Origin of the sequence: Ruegeria pomeroyi DSS-3 (genome assembly GCF_000011965.2) — a bacterium.
Taxonomy (GTDB): domain Bacteria; phylum Pseudomonadota; class Alphaproteobacteria; order Rhodobacterales; family Rhodobacteraceae; genus Ruegeria_B; species Ruegeria_B pomeroyi.
The window spans coordinates 3,319,884-3,343,676 of record NC_003911.12; the positions used below are offsets into that span (position 1 = coordinate 3,319,884).

Genomic DNA, 23,793 nt, shown 5'->3' on the forward strand with positions numbered 1-23,793 from the left:
CTTACCCCGTCAGATCCGTCGTCAGAACCGTCACGGCGCGGCGGTTCTTGGAATAGCAGGCCTCGTCGCTGCAAATCTCGATCGGACGTTCCTTGCCATAGCTGACGGTCTTGAGCCGGCTGCCGGCCACCCCGCGCGAGATCAGGAACTCGCGCGCCGCATTTGCGCGGCGGGCGCCCAGAGCAAGGTTGTATTCGCGGGTGCCCTGCTCGTCCGCATGGCCCTCGATGGTGGCGGTATAATCGGTGTTGGTCAGCAGCCATTGCGCCTGGGCGCCAAGCGTGGCCTGGGCCTCGGGCCCCAGTGTCGACTGGTCGACCGCAAACAGGACCCTGTCGCCGATCGCCTGGCTGAAATAGGCCGGCGAGGTGGGATCACCCACCAGGCCGCTTCCGGCGCCGGCGCCGTTCAGATCGACGGAATTGCCGTCCCCCAGATCCTCGGGATTGGTGCAGGCGGCCAGCGCGACCAGCGCGCCCATCGCAGCAAGCTTGCTCAATACGTTCATTTCAGGTGCCTCACCTATGCTTTTTCTTTGCTTGTTCATACCACATCGGCCCGGTCATGTGAACGCGGACAAGGGTGTGGAAAACCGGTGTTTACTTTTGCAACGGCGACCATGAAGGATCGCTGCCGCCATCGGGTGTGCGGACCGGGCGCAGGTTGCGGCCCGAGATATCGACCGAGTAGAGCGCGGCGCGCCCGCTGGCGCCTTGCGTCTCGCGGGTGAACATGATGACGCGCCCGTTGGGCGACCAGGTCGGCCCCTCGTCCAGGAACGAAGCGGTCAGCAACCGCTCTTCGCTGCCATCGGCGCGCATCACGCCGATATGGAACCGGCCCTTGCTCTGCTTGGTAAAGGCGATCAGATCGCCACGCGGCGACCAGACCGGCGTGCCATAACGGCCCTGCCCGAAACTGATCCGCGTCGCCTCGCCGCCCGCGGCGGACATGACATAGAGCTGCGGCGTGCCCGACCGGTCGCTTTCGAACACGATGCGGCTGCCGTCGGGGGCATAGCTGGGCGCGGTCTCGATCGAGGGGGCGCTGGTCAGCCGGGTGCTCTGCCCCGAGGCGATGTTCATGGCGTAAAGGTCGGTATTGCCGCCCTGGGCCAGCGAGAACAGCACCGTCTGACCATCGGGCGAGAAGCGCGGCGCAAAGCTCATGGTGCCGTCCTGGCTTTGCAGGACACGCTGCTGCACCTGGCCCACATCCAGGATATGGATGCGCGGGAAGCCACCCTGATAGCTGGTATAAAGCACCCGGTCGCCGGTTGGCGAGAAGCGCGGCGCCAGCACGATCGAGGAACTGTCGGTCAGATACTGCACATTGGCGCCGTCATAATCCATGATCGCCAACCGCTTGCGGCGCTGGTCCTTGGGGCCGCTTTCCGAGACAAAGGCGACGCGGCTGTCGAAATAGCCGCTTTCGCCGGTGATGCGGCTATAGACGGCATCGGCCACCTTGTGCGACATCCGGCGCCAGCCATCGGTGGTACCGGCAAATTGCAGACCGCTGCCCAGTTCGGCCCCGGCGAACACGTCCCACAGGCGAAAACGCACCGTCAGCCGGTTGCCCGAGACGCTGACCGCGCCGGTGATCAGCGCCTGCGCGTTGATCGCCTTCCAGTCGGCGAATTGCACCGGCGCATCAAACGAGGTGACCTGGCTGATATAAGCGGTCGAAGGGATCTCGCGGAACAGGCCGCTGCCGGTCAGGTCGGCCGCAAGCACGCGCGCGATCTCGGCCGCGTATTCGGCGGCGGCCGGGCTGTCGGGCACGAAATTCGGCGCCGCATAGGGCAAGGGTTCGATGATCCCCTCGTCAATGGTGATCCTGAGCGGCTGGTTCTGCGCCTGGGCCGCTCCGGCCAGCAGCGCTGCACCCAGAACAAGGCTGGTCAGAAATCTCATCATTTGATCCGCATCCTCTCGGGATTGAATGTCATTTCGATATCGCGCCAGTGATCGTATTTTTCACTGGGAAGATTATAGCCTTTGGCCCCGCAACGGATGATAGCACGACGCGCCGCCTCGTAAGCCTGTTTCGCGGCACCTGTCGATCCGCCGGAACTGTCGGTTAGCCGGATCGAGCCGATATCGGGGGTGCCATCGGCATTCATCCGCACCGAAACCACCACGGTTGTGCGCAGCGCCTCGCTGGAAAGCGATCCCACGTTCCAGCATTGCGATACCGCCACCCGCAACGACTCTTTCTCGCCGCTGGTCAGCGGCGGGCCGCTGGGGGCCGGTGCGGCGGCGGGCTCTTCGGAGGCGGCCAACGCCTGGGCCAGCGCCTCGTTCACCGCGTTGCGGCTGTCGTCGGTCTGGCCACCCGTTGCGGGTTTCGCCTCGGGTTTCGCTTCGGGCTTGGCCTCGGGTTTGGTCTCGGCGGTTTGTGTGGGCTGCTGCGGGCGCGTCTTTGGGCGGGGCGAGCGCGACGGCGCCACATCGGCCTGCGGATCGGTCTCGGGCTCGATCCGGTCGGTCGCCTCTTCGGGCGCGGTTGCAGGCTGTTCGGGCTGCGGTGCCTCGGCCCCCTCCTCGGCGCTGACCGGAGGGGTTTCGACCGGATCCGGACGCGCATCGGGGGGCGGAGCGGCGACAGGTTCGGGGGCAACCCGTTCGACCGGGCGCGGTTTGGGACGCTTGCCGGGCGGTTCGGGCAACAGCACTGTTTCGGGTTCCGGCCGCTCCAGGCTGGGCGCCTCGCTGGGCACCTGCGGTTCCGGCGTCGGCTGTACCGGTTCGGGCGCGGGCTCGGGCTCGGGTTGTGTCACGGGCTGTGGCTCGGGGCGCGCGGGCTCCGGCTCGGGCGCCGGCTCTAACGGCGCGGGCTGTTCGATGGGCGCGGTAGGCTGCTCCGGTTCGACGGGCTGAGGAGTGATCTCGGGCGCCTCGCGCGGCGCGCTCAGCGCGGCAAACTCCTCGGCCGAAATAACCGAGACTTCCTGCACCTCGAAAGGCAAAGGATCCGAGCGGAAGGCACCACCCAGAAAGGCCCATGTAACCAACGTGACATGGGCGAGCGCGGAAATCTTGGTGCCGGTCTGCAAACCGCTGCCTCACTCTCCGCCACTGTCGAGCCGTGGTCCGCCGGTATCGGTGACCAGCCCGACATTGGAAAATCCGCCCGCGTTCAGCGCGCCCATCACCTGCATGACCTGGGCATAGGGAATGCCGCCATCGGCGCGCAGATAGACGCGGTCGCTGCTGCGTTCGGCAGCAATGGCACGCAGGCGCGCAACCAGTTCGTCGCGCGGAACGGCGGTTGTCTGGATCTGCACCTCGCCCTCTGCCGTGACGGTGACGGTCAGCGGTTCCTCGTCATCCGAGGGCAGCGCGCCGGCGGCAGTCTTGGGCAGTTCGACAGGCACCCCCACCGTCATCAGCGGCGCAGCCACCATGAAGATGATGAGCAGCACCAGCATCACGTCCACAAAGGGGGTGACGTTGATCTCGGACATCGGCCGGGCACGTCCGCGACGGCGTCCACGCCGACGCCCGCCTGCCCCGCCTTCGGTTTGCTGGAGCGCGGCCCCCATGGCTCAGCTGTCCAGCTGACGCGAGAGGATGGTGGCGAACTCGTCGGCAAACGCCTCGTAGCCCGCAACGATCCGGTCGCTGTCGGCGCTGAGCTTGTTGTAGAAGATGACCGCCGGGATCGCGGCCAAAAGACCCAAGCCGGTGGCCAGCAGCGCCTCGGCGATGCCCGGCGCCACCACGGCCAGGTTGGTGTTCTGCTGCTCGGCGATCTCGATGAAGGCGGTCATGATGCCCCAGACGGTGCCGAAAAGCCCCACGAAGGGCGCGGTCGAGCCGACCGTCGCCAGCACCGGCAAGCCGCGTTGCAGCCCCTCGGCCTCCTTGGCGATGGCCACGTCCATCGACCGGTCGATCCGGGCCTGCGCCCCGGCGATCAACCCGCCATCGTTGCGGTGCGAGCGGCGCCATTCGACCATGCCGGCGGCAAAGATTTTCTCGGAACTGCCCTCGGGCTGGGCCCCGATCTGTTCGAACAGCTCGTCCAGCGGCTCTCCAGACCAGAAGGACTGGTCGAACCGGTCCGCCTCGCGCCGGGTCGCGCGATACAGGATGTGTTTCTGGATGATGATCGCCCAGGCCCAGAACGAGGCCAGGACCAGCAACAGCATCACCAGCTTGACCGTCAGCGTCGCGCGGGCAAACAGACCCCACATCGAGAAATCGATTTCCTGCGCCAATGCCAGGGCTTCTGTTTCCATGAACCTGCTCTTTGTTGCCCTACGGCCGGTTGTCCGGCCTTGTTTCGCAAGACGCTATAGCAGATTCCCGGCGATTTCCAACAGAACAGCGGAGCCGCCCAAAAATGTTACAGCAATGCGCGAATCTCCGCCGGAAGCCGCACCGGGCGCCCCTCGCCATTCATGCAAACGGCGGTGACGGTGGCCCGGAATATCTCGGCCTCTGCCCGCCGGACACTCTGCGCCATGGTCAGCCGCGCGCCCGAAAGGGCCACCACCTCGGTCAGCACGGTCAGGTCGTCCTCGAACCGCGCGGGCGCCAGATACTCGGCCTCGATCTTGCGCACCACCCAGACCAGCCCGGCCTCGCGCATCGCGTTCTGGTCGTTGCCCAGGTTGCGCACCCAATCCGAACGCGCGCGCTCGATATAGCGCAGGTAATTGGCGTGATAGACGATGCCACCCATATCGGTGTCTTCGTAATAGACCCGAACGGGAAACACATGCGTCATTGCGGGCGCTCCATGCGGGCGTACAATCTGAGCGCATGAGAGGCGTCCCGCGCCGCCCCCGGCAGGATCGGATCATAGGCCGCCCGGATCAGCCCGGCAATCTCGGGCCGCAGGATCGTTGCGTCACCGGCCAGCGCAAGCGGCGATTGCGCGCGAAACGCCGCCTCGGACCAGAGCAGCATCACCTGCACCACCTGGGCAAGCGCCAATGTCTCGGCCGGCTGCGCCGCCATCTGCGCATCCATCCGCACAAAGACAAAGGCCGCCCGGATCGCCCCGGCCTCATCAAAGCGAAAGGCGCGATACTGGTTGGCGCCCGCCCCCACAAGACGCGCAACCAGCGCCGCCAGATCCGGGATCAGCCGATCCAGATCGGGCACCGCCAACAGCTCCTCCCAGTCGCGAAAGAAGAAGACCATGCAATTGGCGCCCAGTTCGGGATCGGTCTCGGCCATCTTGTGGCCCGCCAGCGCCATCACCGCCTCGAAAGCGCCTTTCACGACCGAGAGCGTTTCATCCTCGACCCCGAACACGATCGGCACCACCGGCCGCCCCCAGCGGGCAAACTGAAAGCTGCCGTCGTCGCGGGTGAACAGGGTCTCGATCGTCTCGGGGGTCAACATGGCAGGCGGCTCCGCAAAAAAGGCGCCCCGTTTCTTGTCGAAACCGGCGCCAAGGTCCACCCCCGCCGCGGCGGAATTGCGGCCTTGGCCCTTCACTTTGCGAAAAGTATTCCGGGGGAGCCTACAAAATTCGACGAATTTTGTACGCGGGGGCAGCGCCCCCTTGCCCATCCCGGCCCCTAGCCGAACAGATCGCTCTGCCCCGGCGGGCGCGGCGCGTCCAGGCCCAGATGTGTCCAGGCTTTCTGCGCCAGCATCCGGCCGCGCGGCGTGCGCTGGATCAGACCCTGCTGCAACAGATAGGGCTCGATCACCTCTTCCAGCGAATCCCGGCTTTCGCTCAGCGCCGCCGACAGGGTCTCGATCCCGACTGGTCCACCGCTGTAATTCTCGGCGATGAGCCGCAGATAGCGGCGGTCGGCGCCATCAAGCCCCAGCTGATCCACCCCCAGCCGGGTCAGCGCATGATCGGCCAGTTCGCGGGTGATCCGCCCGTCACCCTCGACCACGGCGAAATCAACCACCCGGCGCAGCAGGCGCCCGGCGATCCGCGGGGTGCCGCGGGCGCGCCGCGCGATCTCGCGCGCGCCGGCCTCCTCGGCGGGGGCGCCCAGCTTGCGGGCATTGCGGCTGACGATCTCGAACAGTTCGTCAACCGTGTAGAACAGCAGCCGGGTCGGGATGCCGAACCGGTCGCGCAGCGGCGTGGTCAACAGACCCATGCGGGTGGTGGCCCCGACCAGCGTAAAGGGCTGCAACTCGATCCGCACGGTCCGCGCGGCGGGCCCGTCGCCGATCACCAGGTCCAGTTCGAAATCCTCCATCGCCGGATAGAGCACCTCTTCGACCGCCGGGTTCAGCCGGTGGATCTCGTCGATGAACAGCACATCGCGCGCTTCGAGATTGGTCAGGATCGCCGCCAGATCCCCCGCCTTGGCCAGCACCGGCCCCGAAGTCATGCGGAAATTCACTCCCAGCTCGCGCGCCATGATCTGCGCCAGCGTGGTCTTGCCCAGGCCGGGTGGGCCGTGGAACAGCGTGTGATCCATCGCCTCGCCCCGCTGGCGGGCCGATTGCACGAAAATGCGCAGATTGGCCCGCGCCTCGGCCTGGCCGATGAATTCGTCCAGCGCCTGCGGCCGCAGGGCGCGGTCATTGTCCTCGGGCAAGGGGTCGGGCCGCAGGGTGGGATCGGCGTCGGTCATCTGTCATCTCCCGCGAGGACGCCCGCCAGGGCGGATCGAGCGTACCTCATGTCTTGGGCGCCAGCAGGCGCAGCGCCGCGCGGATCAGGTCTGTCTCTCCGGCCTCGGGCGCTTCGGCGGCGGCCTGAGCCACAGCGGCGGCCGCGTCCGAGGGGCCATAGCCCAGATTTGACAGCGCCGACAGCGCGCCAGCGGTCGCAGCACCGGCGCCGCCGGGCGGCGCGGCCTTGCGCGGTGCCGGAGCGGCGGGTTCGATCACCTCGACCACCTCTACCGCGCCCTCCATCGCCTGGGCCACGGTGCCGCCCATCGCCATCACGCCCGGCGCCTTGTCCTTGAGGTCGAGCACGATGCGCTGCGCCGTCTTCGGCCCCACGCCTTTGGCCGACTTGACCGAGGCCCAGTCGCCCAGCGCAATCGCCCGGCTCACCCCGTCCGGCCCCAGCGCGCCCAGAATGGCCAGCGACACTTTGGCCCCGACCCCCTGGACCGAGCACAGCAGCCGGTGCCATTCCTTCTCGGCCAGCGACATGAAGCCAAAAAGCTGCATCAGGTCCTCGCGCACCACCATATCGGTATAAAGCGCCACCACCTCGCCCACGCCGGGCAGTGCCGCCAGCGTCCGGTCCGAGCAATAGACGATATAGCCGACCCCGCGCACATCGATCAGCACATGGTCGGTGGACCGATAGTCGAGCCGCCCCGTCAACTTGCCGATCATGCCCGCACCTCCCTCTGGCTCAGCGCCTGCGCGCTTCCGTAATAGGCGTGGCAGATGGCGATGGCCAGCGCGTCGGCCGCATCCGCCCCCTTGGGCAGACAGCCTGGCAATTGCAGCTTGACCATGTGGATGACCTGTTCCTTTTCGGCATGGCCCACGCCCACAACCGTCTTCTTGACCCGGTTGGGGGCGTATTCGCCCACCGGCAGCCCGGCCTGCGCCAGCGTCAGCAGCGCCACGCCGCGCGCCTGGCCCAGTTTCAGCGTGCCCGCCCCGTCCTTGTTGACAAAGGTCTGCTCGATCGCGGCCTGATCGGGCCGGTATTCTTCGATCACCTCGACGATCTGATTGTGCAGCGACAACAGCCGCTCGCCCAGGTCGTCGCCGTCGGAATGACACAGCCCATTGGCCACATGCGACAGCCGGCTGCCGCGCTGTTCGATGACGCCCCAGCCGAGCGTTCTCAGCCCGGGATCGATGCCTAGAATGCGCATATCTCCGCCCCGCCTGCCCATTGTTGTAACTTTTCTCACGGATTAGCACGAAAGGGGAACATTTTCCAAGCGCTTTACGCTCACGCATGTTTGCGACGCCTCGAAATCCGTTTTCGACTTCTGGCACGAAAACGACATGCTGCATTGCAGAAAGCGACAGGTTTTACCACCCGTTTTCACCAATGTTACAAAGGGATTTCGGCGTTTCGCACCTATGCACACAGCGCATGTCCAACATGCAATTTCCGTGCTTGTGCTGTCGATTTTCGACGCCTAGATGCCCCGCTGAAACAACGACCACCACTCACCAAACCACAAAGGACGCACGGATATGGCCGCACTGGACACCACCCGCTTCGCCCAAGGCTCCTTCGGCCTCGTTGGCCGTATCGCTGCCCTTGGCTCTATCATCGCAAACGCGTTTGTCGCCTGGAACGACGCCCGCGCCACCCGCAACGCGCTGACCGCGCTGAGCGACCGCGAACTGGAAGACATCGGCATGAGCCGCGCCGACATCGACGCCGTTGTCGCAGGCAAGACCGCCTACTGAGTTCATCCCGCTCCCTCGGGACAACAGCAAACGCCGCATGCAGATTACGTGCATGCGGCGTTTTTTCTTTGCCGAGGGAAAGTCAGCGCAGAATGGGCCCGATCTGTTCGGCCAGGAACAGGCTTGCCGGATCGGCCTGCATCACCCAGGCCCCGGCCTGTTCGACCGGCGTGCCCTCTGCCAGGCGCGACAGGCGGGCGTCATAGCTGTCCGGGCCAAGACTGGCCAACAGGAATGCCTTGAAAGCAAGAACCGCTCCGCAGAGCAACACAAGCGCGCGCAGCGGCATGCGGCCACCGCCGCGTCGCGGCTTCAGCTCGATCAGACCATCCTTGCGCATGCGGGCCGTATAGCCGCGCGACAGGGCCTCGTGCTTCTTGTTCAATCGACGAATGCGTTGGTCGAAGTCAACGTTGTTATCGACCATGGCAGCCTCCATACACCGGCCCCCACCAGCGTTGGATCCAAGCTACGGTCGAAATGAGGCAAAACCAAGGCCCATGCCTAAAATGCCCGTAAAACTGGCCTAAAATGCGTCGATTTTGCGAAGCAGCAGCGTGGTCCAGTCACCAATCACCCCACGATCGACAAGATTGGTTCCAGCCTGCGCATAAACCGCGATCACATCATCTGCCTGTTCGTTGAGAATACCGGACAGAATCGCATAGCCGCCAGGGCGCAGATGCGATGCGACGTCCGGGGCCAGCGCCACCAGCGGCCCTTTCAGGATATTGGCAAAGATCAGGTCATAGGGCGCCTGTGCCGCCAGATCGGGATGGTCAAAGCCCGCCGCCTCCAGACAGGTGACCGCGCCCGCCATGCCATTCGCCTTCAGGTTGGCCTCGGCCACCTCGACCGCAACCGCGTCGATATCCGAGGCCAGAAAATCGCCCTGCCAGACCCGCGCCGCCGCCATTGCCAGAACCGCGGTACCACAGCCGATATCGGCCACCTTGGCGGCGCTGAACCCCAGCTCGATCAACCCGTCCAGCGCGCGCAGACAGCCCAGCGTGGTGCCGTGGTGGCCGGTGCCAAAGGCCATCGACGCCTCGATCAGCAGCGGGATACGGCCCTCGGGCACCTTGTCGGCGTCATGGCTGCCATAGACAAAGAAACGCCCCGCCTCGACCGGCGACAGCTCGCGTTTGACATGGGCGACCCAATCCGTCTCGGGCAATTCCGACACCACGAAGGGCTGGGCGCCATGCACCGCCGCCAGCAGCGCCAGCGCGGTGTCGTCCGGGGTCTCGGTGAAATAGCCGCCGACTTCCCACAGGCCCGAGCCGTCCTCCAACTCGAACACGCCGATACCGGTGGGTTCGGGGGTCAGGGTCTCCATCGCCTCGCCCAGCGCCTCGGCCTGGGATTTGCCGGTCAGGGTGGTCAGCGCGGTAAAGGTGGGCATCAGCGTCTCCTGTATCTGTCAGGATGCGCGTAGGGCCGTGGCGGCGCGAGGTCAAGCCGTGGCAGGTGACGGCGGCCCAGGCTGACCACGAACCGCCAGCCCCAGAACGCGGCCCCCAGCCCCACCACGAGGCTGCACAGCGCTTGCGCATAGATCACGCCCTCGGCCCCATAGGCGCCCGCCAGCCAAAGCGCGGCGGGCAGCGTCAGCGCCCCGTCGCGCAGCCAGTTGGTCAGCGTCGCCCGCCGCGCCTTGCCCATCGCGTTGAAGGCAGCATTCGAGACAAAGAGCAGCGCGGCAAAGACAAATCCGCCCGCGCCCACATGGGTAAAGGCATGAAGTACGTCGAGCGCCGGTCCCTGCAGGTCGAACACCGCCCCGATACCGGGGGCGGCAAGGCTCAGCACCGCCCACATCACCAGCGTATAGCCAAGGCCGAACAGAACCGCGTCGCGATAGGTGCTGCGCAGGCGCGCATGTTCGCCGGCGCCAAAGTTCTGACCAAAGATACCGCCGATGGCCCCCGCCAGCGAGAAGATGCCGCCAAAGGCCACCACCGTCAGCCGCCCCACCACGGCCCAACCCGCCATCGCCTGATCGCCAAACTGCGCCATGACCGAGGTCAGGATGTAATTGCCGACCGGGGCGGCCAACTGGGTCAGGATCGCCGCAACCGCAATCGCCATGAAAGGCCGCAGCGTTCCCATGACGTCGCGCCGCCGGGGCCGGGCCAGCAGGTCGTGCGGCCCGGTGGCAAAGCGCAGCGCCATGGCCAGCATGACGAACCGCGACAGCACAACGCCCAGCGCGGCCCCGTCCAGCCCCATGCCAAGGCCATAGATCAGGAACGGGTCGATCACCATCGCGACCCCACCCGAGGTCAGGGTGACAGACATCGAGCGCACCCCGTCGCCCTCGGCCCTGAGCGCGCCGTTGGCAACCATTCCCGCCGCCATCACGCCAAGGGACGGGACCGTCAAAGCCAGATAGCGCGCGGCCAGTATTGCCGTTTCGCCGGTCGCGCCCGACAGGGCGACGATCTGGTGGCGGAACAGGAAAATCAGCAACCCGGCAAGGCTCTGAACCGCGAAGGCGATCATCATCGCGCTGGTGGCGTGCCGCCGCGCCAGCCCGCGCCGCCCTTGCCCGATCCCGCGCGAGATCAGCGCCACCGCGCCGATCATCAGCCCGATGCCGACGCTGACCGACAGGAACTGGATGGCAAAGGAAAACCCGATCGCCGCCATCAGACGCGGCTCTCCCAGCCGGGAAATCCAGTAGAGATTGGCCGCATCGACCAGAAAGACAAAGGTGATCCCCATCGCGCCGGTCAGGGTCATGCGGACCACATGGCCCATGGTCGAACCGCTGAGGAACCGCCCGCGCCGCTCCATCGGGCTATTCCGCCGGGGCGGGCATGTATTTCGACAGCACCGTCTCGTTGCCCGGTTCGGGATGGCGCGGGATCAGCAGCGACAGACCCAGCGAGATCAGCGCCATGCAGGCCGCCAGGGCAAACACCGCCGAGGGCGACACCACCCAGAGCAGACCAAGCAACACCGGCAGGAACACCGCCGCGATATGGTTGATGGTAAAGGCGACAGCAGCGGTGGGGGCGATATCGGCTGGGTCGGCGATCTTCTGGAAATAGGTTTTCAGCGCCAGCGCCAAGGCGAACAGGATATGGTCGATCACGTAAAGGATCGCCGCCAGCGTCACGCCCCAGCCGAACCAGTAGATGCCGCCATAGGCCGCAAAGACCAGCGCCAGCCCGGAATACTCAAAGACCAGCGTGCGGCGCTCTCCGAACCGGGCCACCGCCCGGCCCAACAGCGGCGCCACACCCATGTTGATCACCAGGTTGATCAGATAGAGTCCGGTCAGCTCGTGCACGTCGAACCCGAACTTCTCGACCATCATGAACCCCGCGAAGACCACAAAGATCTGACGCCGCGCGCCCGCCATGAATTGCAGTGCGTAGTACAGCCAGTAGCGCCGTCGCAGGATCAGCTTTTTGGTTTGCGGCGTCGGGGCATCGAACTGCGGATAGGCCAGCAGACAAAAGAGGGCGATCACCACGGTCAGTCCACCTGCCGCCATGAACACCGTATTGTAGCTCAGCTCGAACCGGTCCCAGGTCAGCACGATCAGCCCATAGATCACCAGCGTCGAGGCCGATCCCGTGGCCACTAGCCAGCCCAGCATCTGCGGCGCCCTCTCCTTGGACAGCCATTGCAGTTGCAGCGACTGGTTCACCGTCTCGTAATAGTGAAACCCGATCGAGCTGAACAGGGTCACCATCAAGAGCCCGCCAAGGCTGGGAAACCAGGCGGTGACCGCCGTGGCCAGCCCCAGCAATACCAGCGAGATCATCCCCAGCACCTGCTCGCGCATCACCAGGATCACCGCGATCACGCCAACGGCCAGAAACCCCGGAATCTCGCGCACCGTGTGCAGCAGGCCGATATCAGCGCCGTCGAAATTGGCCACCTCGATGACGAAATTGTTGAGCAGCGCGCTCCATGCATTGAAGGCGATAGGCATGGCGATGGCCATCACAAACAACAGCGTGATGGGTCGGCGCCAGAACGGCAGGCTGGCGGCCTGAGACAGGGGGACGGGTCGAAACATGGCAAATGCCTTACGCCCATTCCCCGATCTTGGCGAGAGCAAAGCCAGCGCCGCACATCCACCCTGCACCAGCGCGCAGGACAGTCCGGCACAGCCGCATGACCTAAATCAAATCACATATCGGAATGTGTCGCTATAACGGCGCAACTTTTGCAGCGCGGAGAGCGTCATGGACCTTGTCAGCCTTGTCGAACGCATCGGCGAAGCCCCAACCGCCGCCCTGTTCGGGCTGATCACCGGCATCACCTTTGGTGTCGCGGCCCAGCGGTCGCGGTTCTGCCTGCGCGCGGCCACGGTCGAATTCGCACGCGGCCGGATGGAGGACAAGGTGGCGGTCTGGCTGCTGACCTTCTCGACCGCGCTGGTCTGGGTGCAGGCGGCGCAGCTGATGGGGCTGATGAACGGTGCCGATGCCCGTATGATGGCGGTGCCCGGCAGCTGGTCGGGGGCGATCATCGGCGGGCTGATGTTCGGCGCTGGCATGGTTCTGGCACGCGGCTGCTCGGGGCGGCTGCTGGTGCTGGCGGCCACCGGCAACCTGCGCTCGGTCGTGTCGGGGCTGATCTTTGCGGTGGTGGCACAGATGAGCCTGTCGGGCCTGTTGTCACCCCTGCGCGACAAGCTGGCCGCGCTGTGGATCACCGAGGGCGGGCGCAACATGAACCTGCTCAGCACCTTTGGCCTGCCGGAATACGGCGGTTTGGTACTCGGCCTGGTCTGCGCGGTGCTGGCGCTGGTGCTGGCGCGGCGCCACAGGATCGGCGCGGCGCGGCTGGTCTTTGCCTCGGGCGTGGGCTTTGCCGTCGCGCTGGGTTGGGTGCTCACCTATGCGCTGAGCCAGGTCGCGTTCGAGCCGGTACAGATCGAAAGCGCCACCTTTACCGGCCCCTCGGCGCATACGCTGATGTTCTTTCTGGACCGCAACGCGGTTCTGGAATTCGACGTCGGGCTGGTGCCCGGCGTGTTCATCGGCGCGATGATCGCGGCGGCGCTGGCGGGCGAGATGAAGATCCAGGCCTTTGACGGGCCGGTCACCATGCGCAAGGCGATGATCGGCGCAGCGCTGATGGGGTTCGGCGGCATGCTTGCGGGCGGTTGCGCCATCGGCGCGGGCGTGACCGGAGGCTCGATCTTTGTCGGTACCGCCTGGGCGGCGCTGTTCTTCATGTGGGTGGGGGCCATGGCCACCGATTTCCTGATCGACCAGCGCGCCGCCAGCCCCAGGGCCGCATAGGCGCGCGATCACGAAAACGCGAGGTCAGGGATTATTTGCGGCGCGCTGGCGTCCTTTGATCTGCCGGTTGCATGAGGCGCCGGTTGCATGAGATCAGAAGGACACCCGATATGACCCTGAAACCGAGCCTTGCCCTGGCCGCCCTGTCGCTGGCCATCGCCACATCCGCCCTGGCGGGCGCCGCGATCCAGACCGGCGACACCGCCAAGGGCGCGGTGCTGACCGATGGTAATGGCCTGTCGCTCTATACCTTTGACAAGGACACGCCCGCCGTGTCGAACTGCTATGACGATTGCGCGGCGAAATGGCCGCCGCTCGAGGCCGCCAATACCGCCCGTCCACAGGGCGAATTCGGCATCGTGCTGCGCGCCGATGGCTCGCGCCAGTGGACCCACAAGGGCATGCCGCTTTACACTTGGATCAAGGATGCCAAGGCCGGTGACATCTCCGGTGACGGCGTCAAGGGCGTGTGGCATCTGGCCCGTCCCTGACGGCGGAGCGGTTGAATGGCGATCCTCGACCAGATCGAAGCCCTGATCCCCGACTTGCGCCGCTATGCCCATGCGCTGATGCGGGACCGCGAGGCGGGCGACGACCTGGTTCAGGATTGCCTGGAACGGGCGGTGGCCGGTCTTGGTGGCCGCCGCCCTGACGGCGCGCTCAGGGCCTGGCTGTTTCGCATCCTGATCAACCGGCATCGCGACCTGCGCCGCCGCGCGGCGCGCGCGGGACATCTGGTTGCGGTCGAGGATCTGGTGGTGGAACCGGCCCGTCCCGCAGGCCAGGACAGCCACATGGCCCTGCGCGAGACCGAGGCCGCCATCGCCCGCCTGCCCGAGGATCAGCGCCGCGCGCTCTTGCTCGTGGCGCTGGAAGGGGCCAGTTTCGACGAAGCGGCGGCGGCGCTCGACATTCCCAAGGGCACGCTGATGTCGCGGTTGGCACGCGCGCGGGCCAATCTGAGAACCATGACCGGGCGCGGGGACCCCGCCACTGGCCCGGCCCAAAGGGGTAAAGGCGCATGACCCAGGACCCGCTGAGCGACGAAGAGCTGATCGCCTATTTCGAGGATGCGCTGCCGCCCGCCGAGCGCGCCGCGCTGGAGGCGCGGCTGGCGCAGGATCCGCGCGCGCAGGCGCTGCTGCTGGATTGGGCCCGGCAGAACGAGGACATCCGCGCGCTTTATGGCGATATGCAGGAGGACGTGGTGCCCGCGCGGCTGCGGGACGCGCTATGCGCCCCCCGCGCCCCGCTGCTGCGCCAGGCGCTGGCGGCTTCGGCTGTGCTGATGCTGGGTCTTGTGGTCGGTTGGGCCGGGCATGCCCGGCTGGGTGACCCTTCACCCGCCCCGGCGCTGGCCGATGCGGCCCTGACCGCGCACAGGACATTTGTCGTCGAAGTGGTGCATCCGGTCGAGGTCCCGGCCAGCCAGCGCGACCATATGAACAGTTGGATGTCCAAGCGGATCGGCGCGCCGGTCAGCCCGCCGGACCTCTCCGCCTCGGGCTTTGCCCTGATGGGCGGGCGCATCCTGCCTGCGGGCAAATGGGTGGCCGGGCTCTATATGTATGAGAATTCCGAAGGCCAGCGGATCACCCTCTATGTGGCGCCGCAGGAGGAGGGTAACAGTACCTTGCGCTTTGCCGGGGACCGGCAGACCGAAAGTCTGCACTGGGCCAAGGGCGGGTTGGGCTTTGTCCTGACCGGTGCGCTGGCCCGTGAGGATCTGCGCCAGATGGCGACCAGCGCCTATGAGCAATTGCTCTAGCATCGGAGGTCGAAAAAGGGGGCGCTGCCCCCTCGGCCCTCGCGGGCCTCACCCCCGGAGTATTTCCGACCAGAAAGAAGCCGGAATGCGGGTCCTGCTTCTTTCTGGTAATAAGTACTCCGGAGCGCGAGGCGGAGCCTCGCAAAAGATCAAAGAAAGCTCTGTGGGTCGATATCGACACTGAGGCGCAGATCGCCCTTCAGCCGCAGCGGCGCGATCCAGCGGGCGATCGCCTCTTGCAGGGGGGCGCCCTTGGGCGCCTTGACCAAGAGCCGCACCCGATGGCGGCCCCGGACGCGGGCGATGGGCGCGGGTGCCGGGCCAAAGACCTGCGCCCCGATCTGGCGCAGGGCTGCGTCGTTGCGTGCCATGGCGGTGCCGAGATCGAAGACCGGCCCAGCCTCGGGGCCCGACAGGATGATCCCCGCCATCCGCCCATAGGGCGGCACTCCGGCGGCCTGACGCTCAGCCGCCTCGGCACGCCAGAACCGTTCCTCGTCCCCCGCAAGGATGGCGCGGATCACCGGGTGTTCGGGCTGATAGGTCTGCAACAGCGCCTGGCCCGGTTTCTCGGCGCGCCCCGCCCGGCCCGCCACCTGCCGCATCAGCTGGAAGGTGCGCTCGGCGGCGCGCAGGTCCGAGCCCTGCAGGCCCAGATCGGCATCGATCACCCCCACCAGCGTCAGCAAGGGAAAGTTGTGCCCCTTGGCCACCAACTGGGTGCCGATGACGATATCCGCCTCACCTGCCGCAATCGCCTCGATCCGCTCCTTCAGCGCGCGGGCGGTGCCGAACATGTCCGAGCTGAGCACCGCGATGCGGGCCTCGGGAAAACTGGCGGTGGCCTCTTCGGCCAACCGCTCGATACCCGGACCAACAGGGGCGAGCCGCCCCTCGGCGCCGCAATGAGGACAGGTTTCGGGGATCGGCTTGGTCTCGCCGCACTGGTGGCACATCAACCGTTTCAGGAACCGGTGTTCGACCATGCGCGCATCGCAATGGTCACAGCCGATCTGTTGCCCGCAGGCCCGGCACAGCGTGACCGGGGCATAGCCGCGCCGGTTGAGGAAAAGCAGCGATTGTTCCCCCTTGGCCAGCCGGTCGCTTACCGCCCGGCGCAGGTTGGGCGAGATCCAGCTGGAAGGCTGCATCGTCTCGGCCCGCATGTCGATGGCCTGCATCTGCGGCAGCACCGCCGGACCAAAACGCGAGGTCAGCTCCACCCGTTCGTATTTGCCCGCATCCGCATTGGCCCAGCTTTCCAGCGAGGGCGTGGCGCTGGCCAGCACCACCCGCGCGCCGCAGATCGCCGCGCGCAGCACCGCCATGTCACGCGCATTATAGAGTACCCCGTCCTCCTGCTTGTAGGAGGTGTCGTGTTCCTCATCCACGATGATCAGGCCCAGGTCGCGGAACGGCAGGAACAGCGCCGAGCGCGCGCCCACCACCAGCTGCGCCGCGCCCTGCCCCACCATGCGCCAGACGCGGCGGCGTTCGGTCATGGTCGCGCCCGAATGCCATTCGGCGGGCCGCGCCCCGAACCGCGCCTCGACCCGGCTCAGGAACTCGGCCGTCAAAGCGATCTCGGGCAGCAGCACCAGCGCCTGCCGGCCCATGCGCAGCGCCTCGGCCACTGCCTCCAGATAGACCTCGGTCTTGCCGGCACCGGTGACGCCCTTGAGCAGCGTGGTGCCGTAGCGCCCGCTGCGCAGCCCCGCGCGCAGGCTGTCGGCGGCGCGGACCTGATCCTCGGTCAGCGCCTTGCCGGGCAGATCGGGGTCGAGATGCGGATAGGGCAGATCGCGCGGGCTGTCCTCTTCCCGCACGGCGCCTTGTTTGACCAGCCCCTTGACCACTGACGCGGTCACCCCTGCCATTTCGGCCAGTTCCTTGAGGGTGAAGGCCAGCCCGCCATAATCGCGCAGCACCTCAAGCACGCGGGCGCGCGCGTCGGTCATGCGGTCGGGGTCCACACCGCCTAGCCGATAAACCTTGCGCATCGAGGGCGGATCGCCCAGGCCCGGCGCGCGGGTGGCCAGGCGCAGCATCGCGGGCATCGGCGTCAGCGTGTAATCGGCGGTCCTGCCCAGAAAACTTCTCATCTCCTCCCGCATCGGTGCAACGTCGAGTACCCGCAATACCGAGCGAATCCTGGAGCGGTCAAAGTCACCCCGCCCCGGCCCCCAGACCACGCCCAGCACCTTGCGCGGGCCCAGCGGCACCTCGACAAAGGCACCCACGAAACAGCCGCCTTCGGGCGCCTTGTAATCAAGCGTCCGGTCGAGCGGCTGCGTGGTCAGGACCGAGACCAGCGCTCCCTCTTCAAAAAACCCGCCGCTGTCCAAGCCGCCCGTGTCCAAGCTGATGGCTCCCGTCAAACCCGATGCGCAGGCACAGCCCGGCATTCGGGGTTTGCGCCGCCTGTCTCATGAGGTAAAGGCAAGCCAGACCGAGGCCAACCCATCAAAGGACTGCCCCATGAAATTCTTCGTTGATACCGCCGAGATCGACGCCATCGCCGAGTTGAACGACCTGGGTATGGTGGACGGCGTCACCACCAACCCCTCGCTGATCAAGAAATCGGGCCGCGATATCATCGAGGTCACGCGCGAGATCTGCGCCATGGTCGACGGGCCGGTTTCGGCCGAGGTGACCGCCACCGATGCCGAAACCATGATCGCCGAAGGGCGCAAGCTGGTCGAGATCGCCGGCAATATCGCGGTCAAGGTGCCGCTGACCTGGGACGGGCTGAAAGCCTGCAAGGTGCTGTCGGACGACGGCCACATGGTTAACGTGACGCTATGCTTCTCGGCCAACCAGGCGCTTCTGGCGGCCAAGGCGGGCGCAACCTTCATCTCGCCCTTCATCGGGCGGCTCGACGATATCAACCTGGACGGGATGGAACTGATCGAGGATATCCGCACCATCTATGACAATTACGGCTTCGAGACGCAGATCCTGGCGGCCTCGATCCGTTCGGTGAACCATATCCTGGACAGCGCCCGGATCGGCGCCGATGTGATCACCGCCCCGCCCGCCGTGATCAAGGCGATGGTGAACCATCCGCTGACCGACAAGGGGCTGGATGCGTTCCTGGCCGATATCAAGGCGGCGGATATCAAGATCCTCTGAGTAATCACTTTTGCTGCGCGCGCCATCGCGCGCGCAGCAAAAGACCGGGCCGGACCGCCAAGAAAATTCGGCGAATTTTCTTAGCCCCGCCGCACCGTCAGCCTGCCGGGTTTCTCCGGCGAGGCTACACCCACCGGTAGAAATCCGCTCGGGTGTTGATTTTTCGGCAGAAAAATCGCAATCCCGTGTTATAAAACGTCCCAACATAAAACGAGGCGTGAATGAGCAGCAGCCCGAAACTGGACGAAACCCTGCGCGAGGCGATCATCGCCAAGCCGCAGGCGGTACTGGATGACAAGGACATCATGCATGCGCTTGTCGCCGCGAACGAGCGGGCGATGGGCGGCAATGTCGTTGATCTGCGCGGCATCGCGATGGAACGGCTCGAGGCCCGGCTCGACCGGCTCGAGGACACCCATAGGTCGGTCATCGCGGCGGCTTATGAGAATCTCGCCGGCACCAATCAGGTGCAGCGCGCTGTCCTGCGGCTGCTCGATCCGGTGGATTTCGAGACCTTCCTGCGGGATCTGGGCACCGAAGTGGCCGAGGTTCTGCGCGTCGACGCGATCCGGCTGGTGCTGGAAAGCAGCCAGGCCGAGCGCGGCGCCTCGCTGGAGCGGCTCGACGATGTGCTGACCGTGGCGCAGCCGGGCTTTGTCGACAGCTATCTGACCGCCGGGCGCAACGCGATGCCCCGCCAGGTCACGCTGCGCCAGCTGCAACAGGCCACGCCCCAGGTCTATGGCCGCCGGGCCGACTGGATCCGCTCCGAGGCCTGCCTGAAACTCGATCTCGGACCTGGCCGCCTGCCGGGCATGCTGGCGATGGGGGCCGAGGATCCGCATCAGTTCACCCCGCAGCTGGGCACTGATCTACTTGCGTTCTTTGCCGGCGTATTCGAACGCACGATGCGCCGCTGGCTGTCGTGAGCCTGATCTCACCCGCCTGCCGCGATGCGTTGCAGCTTTGGCTGGACACGCAACGGGCACTGGCGGGTCGGGCCGAGAACACCATCACCGCCTATCGCACCGATGTGGTCGAGTTCATGTCCTTCATGACCCTGCATTTCGGCGCGACACAGGGGCTGGCGCCGCTGGCCCGTATCGGGGTTCCCGACATGCGGGCCTGGATGGCGCAGATGCGCGCGGACGGGATCGGCGCCCGCTCGCTGGCGCGCAAGCTGTCGGCGGTCAAGAGCTTCTATCGCTGGCTGGCCGAACGCGAGGGGTTCGAACCGACCGCCGTCCTGTCGACCCGAGCGCCGAAGTTCCAGAGGAAGCTGCCCCGCCCGCTGGCCGAGGATGCGGCGCGCGCCATGATCGACACGGTCGAGTTGCAATCGAGCAAACCCTGGATCGCCGCCCGGGACATGGCGGTGGTGACCCTTCTTTATGGCTGCGGGCTGCGCATCTCCGAGGCGCTGTCGCTCACCGGGCGCGCGGCGCCGCTGCCTGCCACGCTTCGCATTCGCGGCAAGGGCGGCAAGGAGCGTCTGGTTCCGGTGATCCCCGTCGCCCGCGCGGCGGTTGACACCTATCTGCGGCTTTGCCCCTGGCCGGTGGAGCCCGAGACACCGCTGTTTCGCGGCGCCCGGGGCGGCCCGCTGAACGCCCGCAGCATCCAGGCGGTGATGGCCAAGGCGCGGATGCAGCTGGGCCTGCCCGCCACCGCCACGCCACATGCAATGCGCCACAGCTTCGCCACCCATCTGCTTGAGGCTGGCGGCGATCTGCGCGCGATACAGGAACTGCTCGGCCATGCCTCGCTGTCGACCACCCAGGCCTATACCGCCGTCGACACCGCCCATCTGATGGATGTCTACAACCGCAGCCATCCAAAGGCCTGAGCGCCCGGCCCGAGCATCGCTTTTGCAGCAGACGAATTGCAACCCCGTCGGTTTTCCGTCATGAGAGGCGGATGACACCTCAGTTCCGCGCGCTCCTTGTTCATCTCTTTACCGCCACCGGCGCCGTCTTTGCCATGCTGGCAATGCTGGCGGCGGTAGATGCCAAATGGGACCTGATGTTCCTGTGGCTGGTGGTTGCCTTCTTTGTCGACGGGCTCGACGGGCCGATGGCGCGCCGCTACCACGTCAAGACCTATGCCCCCGAGTTCGACGGTGTGTTGCTGGACCTGATCATCGACTATCTGACCTATGTGTTCATCCCCGCATTCGCCCTGTTCAAATCCGGGTTGATGGATGGCTGGACCGGCTGGCTTGCGATCATCATCATCACCTTCGCCAGCGCCATGTATTTTGCCGACACGCGGATGAAGACCAAGGACAATTCCTTCTCGGGCTTTCCGGGCTGCTGGAACATGGTGGTTCTGGTGATCTTTGCGCTGGAGCCCAATTTCTGGGTCAGCCTGGTGCTGGTCACGGTACTGGCGGTATCGATGTTCCTGCCGCTGAAATTCGTGCACCCGGTGCGGACCGAGCGCTGGCGCGCCATCACCCTGCCAATGGCACTGGCCTGGACCTTTTTCGCAGGCTGGGCCGCCTGGGTCGGGTTTCACCCCGAAAGCTGGGCCCATTGGGGTCTGGTGGTGACCAGCCTCTATCTGATCTTCGCCGGTATCGCCCAGATGGTCATTCCCGAGAAAGACACAGCCAGTCCCTTCTGACCCCCGCCGCCCGATTGTCGGGCAAAAGCGAGGGGTGGTCCCGGATCAGGCGTCGAACCTGCACCCCCTGTTCCAGCGCCGTCGCGACCAACGCGTCGGTATCGACCGGATGGCCCGGACGTGTCGGCGGGGTTGGCCCATGGCGCAACGACAGGATCATCCTGCCTCGCGCCGACAACAGCGCAAGAGCGGCGCTCAGCCCCTGTTGCTGCGCTGTGGGCGTCAGGTGATGAAACACCCCGATCGCCAGGATCAGGTCAAAGCGCAAACCCAGCGCGCGTACCCGCGCGAGGTCCGGCAAGCTGTCATCGACCCAGGTGATCGCCGCGGCGGCATGCAGGCGCCGCCCCGCCGCCCGGAACTCCGCCACCGGCTCTGCTGCCCAGACCCGATGCGCTCGCCCCGACAGCCAAGCCGCGTCGCGCCCGCTGCCGGCGCCCAGATCCAGACAGCGCCCGGGTTCAGCGGGCAGATCGGCCAGAACCGGGGCCAGCACCGCCTCGCTGCTCAGCCCTTCCCAGACGGCGTACAGTGCCTCCGCTGCCGCCGCATAACCGCGCAGAACCGGGCAGTCGCGGGTCTCGCTCACATGATGTCTTCGATCTCGAAATCCTGACCGTTATGGGCAAAGCTCTCGCCCGCCCGCAGGTCCTTCATCGCCAGATAGATCGGGCTTTGCATCGAGATCCCCATATAGGTCTTGCCATCGACCTCGAACCGGGTGGTCGAGACGCAGACCACGAAGTTGCGCCCGCCAAAGGACACCACCGCGCCCGGCCCAACCGTGTCGGTCAACGCAAAGTCGGTGTTCTCGATCACGTCGATCTTGGCGTGATGGGCCTGCACCGGCGCATCAAAGGCAGCGGCCAGGTCACGACTCTCGCGCGAGGCAACCAGATCGTCCTTGTCATGCACCTCGCGGTCGCCCAGTTGCGCCTCTTTCAGAAAGGCTTCGTAATGCGCCTTGGCTGCAGCCAGTTCGGCCGCCTCCAGCGACATCAGCTTGTCCTGTACGGCCTGTTTCTGCGCGGCGCGATCGGTCATATGCGTCTCCTGTTTCGTGTTCCGGAGGATATCTGAACGGGTTGCCGCCCAGCTTGCCTTGATCTGGGTCAGATGAGCAAGCCCGCAGCCCCTTCCAGACGCAAAAGAGCCACCTTGGTTTCTACCCCGCCCTGCCCGGAAAATCCGGTCAGGCCACGTGCGCCCATCACCCGGTGGCAGGGGATGATCACCGGGATCGGATTGCCGCCACAGCACTGGCCCACCGCCTGGGCCGAGGAGCCCAGATCGCGGGCGATCTCTCCATAGGTACGGGTATAGCCAAAAGGGATCGCGGCAATCGCATCGCAGACCGCCCGTTGCAGAACCGAGCCGCGCACGCGCAGCGGCAGGTCAAAGACCTCGCGCTCGCCCCGGAAATACTCGGTCAGCTGCTCCGCCGCCCGGTCGAGCAGCGGTGTATGATCCGATCCGCCCCGCCCCCATGTGGCGCGGGTGATCGCGCCCTCTTCCTCGGTCAGGACAAAGGCGCCGGTGGGGGTATCTACGGTCAGGCTGGGCATGATCCGACAATGGCCCTGCCGTCGCGCGCGCGCAAGATGCCACGCCCCGACGCAACTTCATTTCGCCCTAAATACTCCGGGGAGCGCGAGGGGCAGCGCCCCTCGCCCGCTCGCCGCCGTCAGGCGGCGAAACCCCGGGTCAAAGAACCAGCCCTGCCACCCGGTAGGGCCGGTCGTGGCGCGCGTCATATCCTTCCATGTCTCCCGCCATCAGAAGCGCGTTCAGGATGGCTTCCTCCGCCGCCTCGATCACCGCTTCGAACAGGGGCGAGCAGGCGTCATTTCCCAGCACCTCACCCGGCCCCACCGAAAAGGCCAGCGCATAGTCGCCCGATCCGTTCGACAGGGACGAGCCGATGCGCGCCAGCCCGGCAAAGCTGCGGGTGGCAAGCCGGGTCAGGTTGCGGGACGAGAGCGGCGCGTCGGTGGCGATCACCAGTACGATGGAGCCGTCGGCATCCGCCTCGGGCACGCCCGCGACGGGGCGTCCGTCCACCCGCAGGGTGCCGCCGAAATTCGACTGTACCAGAACCCCCAGCATGTAATCCCCAACCCGCCGCGAAGCGGTTCCGATACCGCCCTTCAGGCCAAAGGAAATCGTGCCGGTGCCCGCCCCCACCGCGCCCTCGGCCACGGGGCCGGGGCGGGCGTTTGCAAGCGCCGCCAACATCTCGGCCACTGTCGGCCGGGCCGCGCGGATGTCATTGAGACGCCCGTCATTGGTCTCGCCCACCACCGCGTTGATCGAGGTGACATGTCCGTTGCCCGGCTGCGCCAGCGTGTACCGCACCAGCGCCTCGACCGCGCGCCCCACCGCCAGCGTGTTGGTAAGCAGGATCGGCGTTTCGATCTCGCCCAGTTCCTGCACCTGGGTGGCGCCCGCGAACTTGCCGAACCCGTTCAGCACCGACAGGCCCGCGCGGGGCCGGTCGGCAAAGACATTGCCCGGATGCGGTAGGATGGCGGTGACGCCAGTGCGGGTGCGGTCACCTTCGATCAGGGTCACGTGGCCCACGGCCACCTGCCCCACATCGGTGATCGCGTTTAGCGGACCGGGCGGGAACCGCCCGATCGCAAGGCCCAGATCACGGGCGCGGGGCATC

Annotated in this window: 28 protein-coding genes; 9 read left to right on the forward strand and 19 right to left on the reverse strand. The window is 66.2% G+C overall.

Annotated features, from left to right (window positions below):
* Position 1: 1 nt before the first annotated feature.
* The 10 genes from pal to ruvC form a co-directional block, all read right to left on the reverse strand.
* On the reverse strand, positions 2-508 hold the full coding sequence (pal, locus tag SPO_RS15750) for a peptidoglycan-associated lipoprotein Pal (protein WP_044028661.1): 507 nt from the start codon (positions 506-508) through the stop codon (positions 2-4).
* Between the two features lie 91 nt (positions 509-599).
* Positions 600-1,919, reverse strand: a complete 1,320-nt coding sequence (gene tolB / locus SPO_RS15755; protein ID WP_011048799.1) for a Tol-Pal system beta propeller repeat protein TolB — start codon at positions 1,917-1,919, stop codon at positions 600-602.
* Positions 1,916-3,058, reverse strand: a complete 1,143-nt coding sequence (locus SPO_RS15760) for a biopolymer transporter TonB (protein WP_011048800.1) — start codon at positions 3,056-3,058, stop codon at positions 1,916-1,918. Before SPO_RS15760 ends, tolB begins: the two co-directional genes overlap by 4 nt.
* A gap of 9 nt (positions 3,059-3,067) precedes the next feature.
* On the reverse strand, positions 3,068-3,547 hold the full coding sequence (tolR, locus tag SPO_RS15765) for a protein TolR (protein WP_011048801.1): 480 nt from the start codon (positions 3,545-3,547) through the stop codon (positions 3,068-3,070).
* 3 nt (positions 3,548-3,550) lie between these two features.
* Positions 3,551-4,246, reverse strand: a complete 696-nt coding sequence (gene tolQ, locus SPO_RS15770; RefSeq protein ID WP_011048802.1) for a protein TolQ — start codon at positions 4,244-4,246, stop codon at positions 3,551-3,553.
* A gap of 107 nt (positions 4,247-4,353) precedes the next feature.
* Positions 4,354-4,737 carry a tol-pal system-associated acyl-CoA thioesterase gene (gene ybgC, locus SPO_RS15775; RefSeq protein ID WP_011048803.1) on the reverse strand — a complete coding sequence of 128 codons (384 nt, stop codon included), beginning with the start codon at positions 4,735-4,737 and terminating at the stop codon, positions 4,354-4,356.
* Positions 4,734-5,360: a hypothetical protein gene (locus SPO_RS15780; protein WP_030003251.1), complete on the reverse strand. Its 627-nt coding sequence runs from the start codon at positions 5,358-5,360 to the stop codon at positions 4,734-4,736. Before SPO_RS15780 ends, ybgC begins: the two co-directional genes overlap by 4 nt.
* Positions 5,361-5,539: 179 nt before the next feature.
* Complete coding sequence (ruvB, locus tag SPO_RS15785; protein WP_011048805.1) at positions 5,540-6,565, reverse strand: Holliday junction branch migration DNA helicase RuvB; 1,026 nt, start codon at positions 6,563-6,565, stop codon at positions 5,540-5,542.
* 46 nt (positions 6,566-6,611) lie between these two features.
* Positions 6,612-7,286: a Holliday junction branch migration protein RuvA gene (gene ruvA / locus SPO_RS15790; protein WP_011048806.1), complete on the reverse strand. Its 675-nt coding sequence runs from the start codon at positions 7,284-7,286 to the stop codon at positions 6,612-6,614.
* Complete coding sequence (ruvC, locus tag SPO_RS15795; protein WP_011048807.1) at positions 7,283-7,780, reverse strand: crossover junction endodeoxyribonuclease RuvC; 498 nt, start codon at positions 7,778-7,780, stop codon at positions 7,283-7,285. Before ruvC ends, ruvA begins: the two co-directional genes overlap by 4 nt.
* A gap of 331 nt (positions 7,781-8,111) precedes the next feature.
* Here ruvC and SPO_RS15800 point away from each other — a divergent pair, with 331 nt between their 5' ends.
* Positions 8,112-8,330, forward strand: coding sequence for a DUF1127 domain-containing protein (locus SPO_RS15800; RefSeq protein WP_011048808.1), 219 nt, complete (start codon positions 8,112-8,114; stop codon positions 8,328-8,330).
* An 82-nt stretch (positions 8,331-8,412) separates the two neighbouring features.
* Here the strand turns inward: SPO_RS15800 and SPO_RS15805 are convergent, their stop codons facing one another.
* The 4 genes from SPO_RS15805 to SPO_RS15820 form a co-directional block, all read right to left on the reverse strand.
* Entirely contained in the window at positions 8,413-8,757 is a 345-nt protein-coding gene (locus SPO_RS15805) for a hypothetical protein (protein WP_044029343.1), read from the reverse strand.
* A gap of 99 nt (positions 8,758-8,856) precedes the next feature.
* Positions 8,857-9,735: a 50S ribosomal protein L11 methyltransferase gene (locus SPO_RS15810; protein ID WP_011048810.1), complete on the reverse strand. Its 879-nt coding sequence runs from the start codon at positions 9,733-9,735 to the stop codon at positions 8,857-8,859.
* Positions 9,735-11,129: an MATE family efflux transporter gene (locus tag SPO_RS15815; RefSeq protein WP_011048811.1), complete on the reverse strand. Its 1,395-nt coding sequence runs from the start codon at positions 11,127-11,129 to the stop codon at positions 9,735-9,737. The genes SPO_RS15810 and SPO_RS15815 overlap by 1 nt, the downstream gene beginning before the upstream one ends.
* A gap of 4 nt (positions 11,130-11,133) precedes the next feature.
* Positions 11,134-12,366 (reverse strand): MFS transporter, encoded by a 1,233-nt coding sequence (locus SPO_RS15820; protein WP_011048812.1) that lies wholly within the window; start codon positions 12,364-12,366, stop codon positions 11,134-11,136.
* Positions 12,367-12,535: 169 nt separating this feature from the next.
* Between SPO_RS15820 and SPO_RS15825 the strand changes: the two genes are divergently transcribed.
* The 4 genes from SPO_RS15825 to SPO_RS15840 all read left to right on the forward strand — a co-directional run bounded on the left by SPO_RS15825 (position 12,536) and on the right by SPO_RS15840 (position 15,368).
* Positions 12,536-13,600, forward strand: coding sequence for a YeeE/YedE family protein (locus SPO_RS15825; RefSeq protein WP_011048813.1), 1,065 nt, complete (start codon positions 12,536-12,538; stop codon positions 13,598-13,600).
* A gap of 110 nt (positions 13,601-13,710) precedes the next feature.
* Complete coding sequence (locus SPO_RS15830; protein ID WP_044028662.1) at positions 13,711-14,091, forward strand: COG4315 family predicted lipoprotein; 381 nt, start codon at positions 13,711-13,713, stop codon at positions 14,089-14,091.
* A gap of 15 nt (positions 14,092-14,106) precedes the next feature.
* On the forward strand, positions 14,107-14,625 hold the full coding sequence (locus SPO_RS15835) for a sigma-70 family RNA polymerase sigma factor (RefSeq protein WP_011048815.1): 519 nt from the start codon (positions 14,107-14,109) through the stop codon (positions 14,623-14,625).
* Positions 14,622-15,368 (forward strand): anti-sigma factor family protein, encoded by a 747-nt coding sequence (locus SPO_RS15840; protein ID WP_011048816.1) that lies wholly within the window; start codon positions 14,622-14,624, stop codon positions 15,366-15,368. The genes SPO_RS15835 and SPO_RS15840 overlap by 4 nt, the downstream gene beginning before the upstream one ends.
* Positions 15,369-15,517: 149 nt before the next feature.
* On the opposite strand, the gene SPO_RS15845 is transcribed toward SPO_RS15840, so the two are convergent.
* Entirely contained in the window at positions 15,518-17,728 is a 2,211-nt protein-coding gene (locus SPO_RS15845; RefSeq protein ID WP_011048817.1) for a primosomal protein N', read from the reverse strand.
* A 118-nt stretch (positions 17,729-17,846) separates the two neighbouring features.
* On the opposite strand from SPO_RS15845, the gene fsa reads away from it, so the two are divergent.
* The 4 genes from fsa to SPO_RS15865 all read left to right on the forward strand — a co-directional run bounded on the left by fsa (position 17,847) and on the right by SPO_RS15865 (position 21,125).
* Positions 17,847-18,500, forward strand: a complete 654-nt coding sequence (fsa, locus tag SPO_RS15850) for a fructose-6-phosphate aldolase (RefSeq protein ID WP_011048818.1) — start codon at positions 17,847-17,849, stop codon at positions 18,498-18,500.
* A 221-nt stretch (positions 18,501-18,721) separates the two neighbouring features.
* Entirely contained in the window at positions 18,722-19,429 is a 708-nt protein-coding gene (locus SPO_RS15855) for a DUF484 family protein (protein ID WP_011048819.1), read from the forward strand.
* Positions 19,426-20,346 carry a tyrosine recombinase XerC gene (locus SPO_RS15860; protein ID WP_011048820.1) on the forward strand — a complete coding sequence of 307 codons (921 nt, stop codon included), beginning with the start codon at positions 19,426-19,428 and terminating at the stop codon, positions 20,344-20,346. Before SPO_RS15855 ends, SPO_RS15860 begins: the two co-directional genes overlap by 4 nt.
* Before the next feature lie 71 nt (positions 20,347-20,417).
* Entirely contained in the window at positions 20,418-21,125 is a 708-nt protein-coding gene (locus SPO_RS15865) for a CDP-alcohol phosphatidyltransferase family protein (protein WP_011048821.1), read from the forward strand.
* On the opposite strand, the gene SPO_RS15870 is transcribed toward SPO_RS15865, so the two are convergent.
* The 4 genes from SPO_RS15870 to SPO_RS15885 form a co-directional block, all read right to left on the reverse strand.
* Positions 21,091-21,714, reverse strand: coding sequence for a class I SAM-dependent methyltransferase (locus SPO_RS15870; RefSeq protein WP_011048822.1), 624 nt, complete (start codon positions 21,712-21,714; stop codon positions 21,091-21,093). The two genes, SPO_RS15865 and SPO_RS15870, sit on opposite strands and share 35 nt — an antisense overlap.
* Positions 21,711-22,169 (reverse strand): hypothetical protein, encoded by a 459-nt coding sequence (locus tag SPO_RS15875; protein WP_011048823.1) that lies wholly within the window; start codon positions 22,167-22,169, stop codon positions 21,711-21,713. Before SPO_RS15875 ends, SPO_RS15870 begins: the two co-directional genes overlap by 4 nt.
* 68 nt (positions 22,170-22,237) lie before the next feature.
* Positions 22,238-22,690, reverse strand: coding sequence for a methylated-DNA--[protein]-cysteine S-methyltransferase (locus SPO_RS15880; protein WP_011048824.1), 453 nt, complete (start codon positions 22,688-22,690; stop codon positions 22,238-22,240).
* Between the two features lie 139 nt (positions 22,691-22,829).
* A complete protein-coding gene (locus tag SPO_RS15885; RefSeq protein ID WP_011048825.1) occupies positions 22,830-23,792 on the reverse strand; it encodes a P1 family peptidase in 963 nt (320 codons plus the stop codon).
* Position 23,793 lies beyond the last annotated feature (1 nt).

What these genes read in the sequence shown, in the direction of transcription:
- pal (WP_044028661.1), bottom strand. Translation starts at nt 508, where the DNA reads ATGAACGTATTGAGCAAGCTTGCTGCGATGGGCGCGCTGGTCGCGCTG.
- tolB (WP_011048799.1), bottom strand. Translation starts at nt 1,919, where the DNA reads ATGATGAGATTTCTGACCAGCCTTGTTCTGGGTGCAGCGCTGCTGGCC.
- tolR (WP_011048801.1), bottom strand. Translation starts at nt 3,547, where the DNA reads ATGGGGGCCGCGCTCCAGCAAACCGAAGGCGGGGCAGGCGGGCGTCGG.
- tolQ (WP_011048802.1), bottom strand. Translation starts at nt 4,246, where the DNA reads ATGGAAACAGAAGCCCTGGCATTGGCGCAGGAAATCGATTTCTCGATG.
- ybgC (WP_011048803.1), bottom strand. Translation starts at nt 4,737, where the DNA reads ATGACGCATGTGTTTCCCGTTCGGGTCTATTACGAAGACACCGATATG.
- SPO_RS15780 (WP_030003251.1), bottom strand. Translation starts at nt 5,360, where the DNA reads ATGTTGACCCCCGAGACGATCGAGACCCTGTTCACCCGCGACGACGGC.
- ruvB (WP_011048805.1), bottom strand. Translation starts at nt 6,565, where the DNA reads ATGACCGACGCCGATCCCACCCTGCGGCCCGACCCCTTGCCCGAGGAC.
- ruvA (WP_011048806.1), bottom strand. Translation starts at nt 7,286, where the DNA reads ATGATCGGCAAGTTGACGGGGCGGCTCGACTATCGGTCCACCGACCAT.
- ruvC (WP_011048807.1), bottom strand. Translation starts at nt 7,780, where the DNA reads ATGCGCATTCTAGGCATCGATCCCGGGCTGAGAACGCTCGGCTGGGGC.
- SPO_RS15800 (WP_011048808.1), top strand. Translation starts at nt 8,112, where the DNA reads ATGGCCGCACTGGACACCACCCGCTTCGCCCAAGGCTCCTTCGGCCTC.
- SPO_RS15805 (WP_044029343.1), bottom strand. Translation starts at nt 8,757, where the DNA reads ATGGTCGATAACAACGTTGACTTCGACCAACGCATTCGTCGATTGAAC.
- SPO_RS15810 (WP_011048810.1), bottom strand. Translation starts at nt 9,735, where the DNA reads ATGCCCACCTTTACCGCGCTGACCACCCTGACCGGCAAATCCCAGGCC.
- SPO_RS15815 (WP_011048811.1), bottom strand. Translation starts at nt 11,129, where the DNA reads ATGGAGCGGCGCGGGCGGTTCCTCAGCGGTTCGACCATGGGCCATGTG.
- SPO_RS15820 (WP_011048812.1), bottom strand. Translation starts at nt 12,366, where the DNA reads ATGTTTCGACCCGTCCCCCTGTCTCAGGCCGCCAGCCTGCCGTTCTGG.
- SPO_RS15825 (WP_011048813.1), top strand. Translation starts at nt 12,536, where the DNA reads ATGGACCTTGTCAGCCTTGTCGAACGCATCGGCGAAGCCCCAACCGCC.
- SPO_RS15830 (WP_044028662.1), top strand. Translation starts at nt 13,711, where the DNA reads ATGACCCTGAAACCGAGCCTTGCCCTGGCCGCCCTGTCGCTGGCCATC.
- SPO_RS15835 (WP_011048815.1), top strand. Translation starts at nt 14,107, where the DNA reads ATGGCGATCCTCGACCAGATCGAAGCCCTGATCCCCGACTTGCGCCGC.
- SPO_RS15840 (WP_011048816.1), top strand. Translation starts at nt 14,622, where the DNA reads ATGACCCAGGACCCGCTGAGCGACGAAGAGCTGATCGCCTATTTCGAG.
- fsa (WP_011048818.1), top strand. Translation starts at nt 17,847, where the DNA reads ATGAAATTCTTCGTTGATACCGCCGAGATCGACGCCATCGCCGAGTTG.
- SPO_RS15855 (WP_011048819.1), top strand. Translation starts at nt 18,722, where the DNA reads ATGAGCAGCAGCCCGAAACTGGACGAAACCCTGCGCGAGGCGATCATC.
- SPO_RS15865 (WP_011048821.1), top strand. Translation starts at nt 20,418, where the DNA reads ATGACACCTCAGTTCCGCGCGCTCCTTGTTCATCTCTTTACCGCCACC.
- SPO_RS15875 (WP_011048823.1), bottom strand. Translation starts at nt 22,169, where the DNA reads ATGACCGATCGCGCCGCGCAGAAACAGGCCGTACAGGACAAGCTGATG.
- SPO_RS15880 (WP_011048824.1), bottom strand. Translation starts at nt 22,690, where the DNA reads ATGCCCAGCCTGACCGTAGATACCCCCACCGGCGCCTTTGTCCTGACC.
- SPO_RS15885 (WP_011048825.1), bottom strand. Translation starts at nt 23,792, where the DNA reads ATGCCCCGCGCCCGTGATCTGGGCCTTGCGATCGGGCGGTTCCCGCCC.